Consider the following 6,173-nt stretch of genomic DNA (forward strand, 5'->3'; position numbering starts at 1 on the left):
CTATCAATGATAAGGAAAAAACAACGAATATCATATGCAATAAACACCCCCATTTACTTAATCAGACCAATGTCACCTTGGCGTAATCCATCCTTATTTATTGCTTAAGAAAGTAAATAAGATGATACAGATGTTGTTAGTTAGTTATATTTACTCTTGCAATAAATCGGGACATTGAACTCATTTCTTCATCTTTTCCCTCACTAAGAATCAGCTATCTGCAACAATTTTTACGTGTTACAGACGTGAAAATAAATGCAATTAAGGTAAACTGAGACGCCTAAATAAGGGGATAGAATGAGTAGTGAAATATTTCTTGCCGTGCTGGGCGCGGCACTGTTACATGCTTGCTGGAACGCTCTTGTTAAATTTGGCAATGATCGTTTTGTCGCTATCTCTTTGATGGCAATTTTCTCCGGAGTGATTTCACTGTTCGGTATTTTTTTTGTGGCGTTACCCTCGCTGAGCGCGCTTCCCTGGTTACTGTTGTCGGTTGCTTTTCACACAGGTTATTGCCTGTTTCTAAGTAAAGCTTATGAACAAGCCGAGTTTGGTCAAATCTATCCTATCGCACGTGGCGTTGCCCCTTATTAAGTGCTCTGCTCTCTTGGTTAATCTTGTCGGAAATCCCCAGGTCGCTAGCTTTAGTAGGGGCGGCTATTTTAGTCTCCGGTGTCATCATGATGACATTTGATGGCCGACGTGGCACTGACAAAGTCAATGGCAGGGCTATTATCTATGCCTTAATTACGGCGACTTTTACTGCCTGCTACACCCTATCTGATGGGGCTGGCAGCCGCGCCAGCATTGAACCACTCAGTTATATTTTTTGGTTGTTTATGTGCAACGGCATAGCCATGTTTGCATTACTTTGGATAATGCACCGCAATGTGGTTTTTCGTCAAATACGCCAGCACTGGCGACACGGCGTGATTGGTGGCGCGATGCAATTACTGGCTTATGGCATTGTCATTTGGGCCATGAAAAGCACGCCAATCGCCCTCGTTGCCGCTCTACGTGAAACCAGTGTCTTGTTCGCCATGATAATCTCAATCTGGATGCTAAAAGAGAAACCATCGATGTTACGACTCATCGCCAGTGCCATTATTCTGATGGGGGTAGCAGTAACCAAACTTGGCTAATACTTAACCAAAAAATGTAACCTCCATTTCTTAGAAAAGGAGAAGACTACTTCTTCAGCAAACGCGCTATACTCATATAAATCCTATAAATAAGGAGAATATATGCTCATAGGATTTGTTTTATTGGTTAGCACCTGCGGTATGGATGCTTGCGAGGCACTGCCCGTGACCGATGATGTCTATACAACACGCCACGAATGCATGGCTGTAGCTACTCGTCTTCATGAACGCAGACCTGATGTGGTTTTGATTTGCGGTGAAGTATACCGCCAGCCTGACAGCGATCAATCTCATTGAGGGTTTCACTGTATTAATTCGATCTGCTGAACATCCGTTCCGATATTATTTTTTAATATTAGAGGATGTGCTTTATTTCCTACATTTATTCTGTAAGAAATTGGGAAGTTCACAAAAAAACAACCAAGGTGACGTTAACTACATTCGCCAATCATTAATGCTAATCACCAAAATAAAGTGTTAAATGGCCTGCTGAGTTAAATGTAATATCACAGAAAACCAGTGATAAACACACTGCTGATATTAGTTGCCTGACTAAATTACCGAACCAATGATATAAAACATTAACAGACTAGATATCACCACAACCACGACATTGTTAATGAACAAAGCAAACATCACACTGAATAGTGCGCCCATAAATAGGGATTATCCGGGAATGAGCGTAGTGCACCATCCTGAAATAGATAATTGGCCTACAAATTGTGGTTAATAAACAGGCTGTGGCGTACTTAAGTGCCTGGATGAACTCCCCTCAATAGCACAGAGGGACGATTGATCATCGGAACAACAATTGAAGCGAAGGTGGCAATAATGGAGAAATCTAGCTGCAAGCGGGCAAGATCAGGCATCATTGTGCCACTACAGGCTATTGTTTTCTCTTACCCGAACAATTAGAGCGCATTTTATCGGGACAGTAATAAATATCAGGCAAGCCACCACCAGCCCGATCCCCACCCACCCCGTAATAGGTAGTCTTTCTCCCACGATAATCACTGCCAATATGGCAGCAACAACAGGCTCGATGAGGGTAATGGTGGNCGCCATACTTGCCGTTATACGTGCCAGCCCATATCCATAGCAAATATAGCCAAGAAACATCGGAACCAACGCCATATAGGCACCCACTGCAGCATTACTCCAAGATTCCAGCAGCGGGGCTCCAGTCATAAAGAGTACTGGCATTAGCAAAATGCCGCCAAGACCAAAAGTCGCCCCCATCGCTGTGCGAGAAGGAAGCCCTCGCTGCATCAAACGGCGAGCAGCCCACGAATACAGCGCATAAGTAAAACCAGCAAGAAGGCCTAGAATTACCCCTATCGTGACATTGGGTGACTGAACCAGAGTGCCGTGGCCCCCACTTTCAGCCATACAAAGCAACACCATGCCTGCAATGCCAAGAGCCGCCCCCAACATCCAGCGAGTCGTCAGCCGCTCGCCCTCCAAGACATATTCAATCAGAGCAGATAACAGGGGGGCAGAACCAATAGAAATGACAGTCCCGACAGTGACACCCGCTAAATGCATAGAGGCATAGAATGCCAGCGGATAGATGGCAACAGCAATGACCCCTATCAGCAGTAAACGCCACTGTTGAAGGAGTTTATCTACATAACTAATGATACTCCCAGCGGCTATCATCGCCTGGAGTAGCCCCCCAAGTCCCATCGCAACAGCGCCTATGGCAACAGCACTAACCGCAGGAGCAAATGTTGCCGCTGTTCCAGTGGTTCCCCACAAGATGGCCGCAATCAATACTCCCACCCTGCCCATCATGCGATCTCTTGGCGTGACAGTCATAGCGACTCCATCATTTCGGCGGCCATTGTCATTGCCTGACGAACGCACTCACCATTCCCTTCCAAGCCCGCGCGAGACATACTCCCCTCGAGTAAAAATGAAAAGTGCCTGGCCATCCGTATGGCACGTTGTTCATCACCAGAGAGAAGCACACAAAGATGTTCAGTCAGAATCGACTCTACCTGCTCCTTGTGCCCGCGCACTGCCTGTCTGCCCGGTGCGCCCGCGGGCAGTTCAGCCGCGGCATTCAGTAGTCCGCACCCTCTGAATCCACGTTCATAGGCAAATTCAGCATGGTCTGCATAAGCAAGAAAAACAGCCATCACGCTCTCTTTCGGACTCGCCGTTTGTTGCAGACGATTAGCGTACAGTGCGAGCCACTCTTCATGACGAATCTGTAAATAAGTAGCAACAAGTTCTGCTTTGGACTCAAAGTTGTTGTAGAGACTTTTCTTGGCAACACCTGCCCTTTTAACAATGGCATCAATACCCGTTGCCGCAATGCCATCGTTATAGAACAACACCCTTGCAGCACTCAGCAGCCGATCTCGGGCACTTTCTGATAGTTCGCGTGAGGACATGGCAAATTTCTTCCTGCTTTGGATTGTTATAGGTATACCAGTCTACCTACTATTATTGTGACGTCAATACGAGCAAGAAAGTATGCTCTATATTAAATATTGGGAACTAATGCCGTACTCAGGGCATAGCGTCAGGTTAGGTTTGACAGGACATGAGGAAAAAGACTGATGATTGGTTTCACACCAGGTGTTTCATCAATATAAACTCGGCCATTGCCGAGTTTATATACTTGAGTACTGAGACCGATAATAATTACGTGAGCTTAGCGCCCTTTCTTCTTACGTCCGGGCTGGGTAAAGCGCTTGCGGGAAGCTGAGTTACCATCGGGTTTTTCGGCCTTTTTCGCCCCACTAACACTCGGTTTTTTATCTGCCACGGGCTTAGCCTTGGCTTTTTTCACCGGTTTTTCGTCAGATGATGAATTTTCAATCAGCTTAAATAACTCGATTAACTCATCATCAGTCAAATCTCGCCACTCACCCATTGGCAGCCCTTTCAGGGTGACGTTCATGATACGAGTGCGCTCAAGCTTGGTGACTTCATAGCCAAAATGTTTACACATACGGCGAATTTGACGGTTAAGCCCTTGCACCAGCGTGATATTAAATACAAAGGTCGCGACTTTATTCACTTTGCATTTTTTGGTCACGGTTCCCATCATCGGTACACCAGCACCCAGACCGAGAATAAACTCGTCAGTCACCGGTTTGTTGACCGTCACCACGTACTCTTTTTCGTGGTCGTTCCCGGCGCGCAGGATTTTGTTAACCAAATCACCGTGATTCGTCAAAAAAATCAACCCCTGCGAGTCTTTGTCCAAACGTCCGATAGGGAAGACTCGTTTACTGTGATTAACGAAATCAACGATGTTATCGTTTTCCCCCTCTTCGGTGGTGCTTATGATGCCAACCGGTTTATTCAGTGCGATCAGCACCAAGTCGTTTTCGTCACGCGGTTCGATAAGCTGACCGTTAACTTTGACTACATCCCCGCCATATACTTGATCGCCAACAGCGGCCCGTTTGCCATTAATAAAAACATGTCCTTGTTCAATATAACGATCGGCATCACGACGAGAACAGATACCGCTCTCGCTAATATATTTGTTAAGACGAGTGGATGAGTTGGTCAGCATAAATCTTCCGTAAAAATAAGATTATATCACGTTAGGCTATGAAGCCGGCAGAGCAGCTTAACAGAGAGAATGCAAAGTCATAAAGACGATTTCGAAGGATATGATGGCCGGTGGCAATATCATCGTGCTGCAACGTATCCTCGGCCACTCAGATATTCGGGTCACCATGCGCTACTCTCACTCCGCGCCAGACCACCTGCAAGACGCGATTCACTTTAATCCATTAGCTCGATTTGAGAGTGGCTGCAAAGTGGCGATAGCGGATGAGATAAAAGTAACGAAGCGGGAGGTAAGCGACTGATATTTATGTGTATGGTTGATTTTAAATGCCGATCATATTTTATCTTAGCCACAAAGTGGCAGTTAACATAGATAGACTGATACCCAATAACCTAGCAACCCACCTTGATCGTAATACAGCTAGAATATTGGATTTACTTTCTGTAAAAGATTATGACTTGCTGGATAGCAGCACTTATGAATTCATTGTTTATCGCCCACCAGAAGATGAGCCGACATATAGTAAATCTCAATTTTCAAAACTCAATGAAGCCCTATTTTCAATACAAGAGGTCGATGATAAACACTCTATTAGGATTGTCCCTGTAACAACAGTACACCAAGCTGCAAGTCGTATAATTAAAGCTGAGAATCAAGCCGCATAAATATAGACCCGGCCCCGCTGCCAGGTTTTATTGCTTCCTAGCCAGCGCCTCCACCACAGCCCTCATCGCCTCTTCTGTAATCTCTGAACGCTTTATCTTTTTATTAGCTAATGATGTCCTCAACACTCCCGCAATGACCACATGCTTTGGCTCTTGTCCAAGATCACGCATCTCAAGCACCACCTTCCCCACTACTCGGCACATTTCGTTATATAGCGCGTCTGAATCTTTTGTGCTCATAGCTGCTCCCATCTGAATTCCCCTCAATTTACCACAGTTGGCGGCATTTTTGGCGCTGCCATACTTCTGTAATGAAAGTTGTCGGATCAAGCACTTTATTATTGAAATTTCCTACAAAAGTCAGGGCGACATCTCATTTCATATGGGTCTCATGTAAGATATAGTCTCAGGCCTTAGCGACTGAAAATACACTGTTGTAAAAATCGAGGGATGATAAGCTGAAGTTCCTTTTGGGCTAAAGGAGTAGTCTGAAGCTCAATCGTATAAAACGGACGATAAGTACATTATTTTAAACAAAGCTATAAAGGCTATTCTTTGTTGGAAAATAGGAAAGTGCCGACCTTCAGATTAAATACCTAAATGATGTGGTTGTATATGCCCACTATAAGTTGAAGACAATTTACGCCACGATCTAGCGTATCGAGGTAATGTGAACGTTGCGTAAAACTCAATAAGAACCCTAGTACCAGGGTTATCCCCAAGATGAAATGTATCTGGTAAATTACATTATCTGCCTCTAAGGCCTTTTAGGAAAAAATCCATTTTATCCTAAGTGGCTATTTGCACCTATTTTAAGAGTGAAATTAAATA

Annotated in this window: 6 protein-coding genes and 2 pseudogenes; 4 read left to right on the forward strand and 4 right to left on the reverse strand. The window is 44.8% G+C overall.

Going from position 1 to position 6,173, the window contains the following annotated elements:
* The first annotated feature begins 297 nt into the window (after positions 1–297).
* A pseudogene (locus V1952_RS19275) lies at positions 298–1,142 on the forward strand (DMT family transporter).
* 102 nt (positions 1,143–1,244) lie between these two features.
* Positions 1,245–1,439, forward strand: a complete 195-nt coding sequence (locus V1952_RS19280; protein ID WP_083158639.1) for a hypothetical protein — start codon at positions 1,245–1,247, stop codon at positions 1,437–1,439.
* 582 nt (positions 1,440–2,021) lie between these two features.
* Here V1952_RS19280 and V1952_RS19285 read toward each other — a convergent pair.
* From V1952_RS19285 to rluF, 3 genes are all read right to left on the reverse strand, one after another.
* The gene (locus V1952_RS19285) at positions 2,022–2,960 is read right to left on the reverse strand and encodes a DMT family transporter (RefSeq protein WP_420075342.1); all 939 of its coding nucleotides are present in this window, start codon (positions 2,958–2,960) and stop codon (positions 2,022–2,024) included.
* On the reverse strand, positions 2,957–3,541 hold the full coding sequence (locus tag V1952_RS19290; RefSeq protein WP_083158637.1) for a TetR/AcrR family transcriptional regulator: 585 nt from the start codon (positions 3,539–3,541) through the stop codon (positions 2,957–2,959). Before V1952_RS19290 ends, V1952_RS19285 begins: the two co-directional genes overlap by 4 nt.
* Before the next feature lie 263 nt (positions 3,542–3,804).
* Positions 3,805–4,677 carry a 23S rRNA pseudouridine(2604) synthase RluF gene (gene rluF / locus V1952_RS19295; RefSeq protein WP_083158636.1) on the reverse strand — a complete coding sequence of 291 codons (873 nt, stop codon included), beginning with the start codon at positions 4,675–4,677 and terminating at the stop codon, positions 3,805–3,807.
* Positions 4,678–4,777: 100 nt separating this feature from the next.
* Between rluF and V1952_RS19300 the strand changes: the two are divergent.
* Positions 4,778–4,978, forward strand: a pseudogene (locus V1952_RS19300) (hypothetical protein); the annotation flags it as partial.
* Positions 4,979–5,003: 25 nt separating this feature from the next.
* Entirely contained in the window at positions 5,004–5,342 is a 339-nt protein-coding gene (locus V1952_RS19305) for a hypothetical protein (RefSeq protein ID WP_420075343.1), read from the forward strand.
* 27 nt (positions 5,343–5,369) lie between these two features.
* On the opposite strand, the gene fumD is transcribed toward V1952_RS19305, so the two are convergent.
* Positions 5,370–5,582, reverse strand: a complete 213-nt coding sequence (fumD, locus tag V1952_RS19310) for a fumarate hydratase FumD (RefSeq protein ID WP_420071626.1) — start codon at positions 5,580–5,582, stop codon at positions 5,370–5,372.
* Positions 5,583–6,173: the final 591 nt, after the last annotated feature.

The organism is Yersinia sp. 2542 StPb PI, from assembly GCF_048593855.1.
GTDB classification, from domain to species: Bacteria; Pseudomonadota; Gammaproteobacteria; order Enterobacterales; family Enterobacteriaceae; genus Yersinia; species Yersinia enterocolitica_E.

What these genes read in the sequence shown, in the direction of transcription:
- V1952_RS19280 (WP_083158639.1), top strand. Translation starts at nt 1,245, where the DNA reads ATGCTCATAGGATTTGTTTTATTGGTTAGCACCTGCGGTATGGATGCT.
- V1952_RS19290 (WP_083158637.1), bottom strand. Translation starts at nt 3,541, where the DNA reads ATGTCCTCACGCGAACTATCAGAAAGTGCCCGAGATCGGCTGCTGAGT.
- rluF (WP_083158636.1), bottom strand. Translation starts at nt 4,677, where the DNA reads ATGCTGACCAACTCATCCACTCGTCTTAACAAATATATTAGCGAGAGC.
- V1952_RS19305 (WP_420075343.1), top strand. Translation starts at nt 5,004, where the DNA reads ATGCCGATCATATTTTATCTTAGCCACAAAGTGGCAGTTAACATAGAT.
- fumD (WP_420071626.1), bottom strand. Translation starts at nt 5,582, where the DNA reads ATGAGCACAAAAGATTCAGACGCGCTATATAACGAAATGTGCCGAGTA.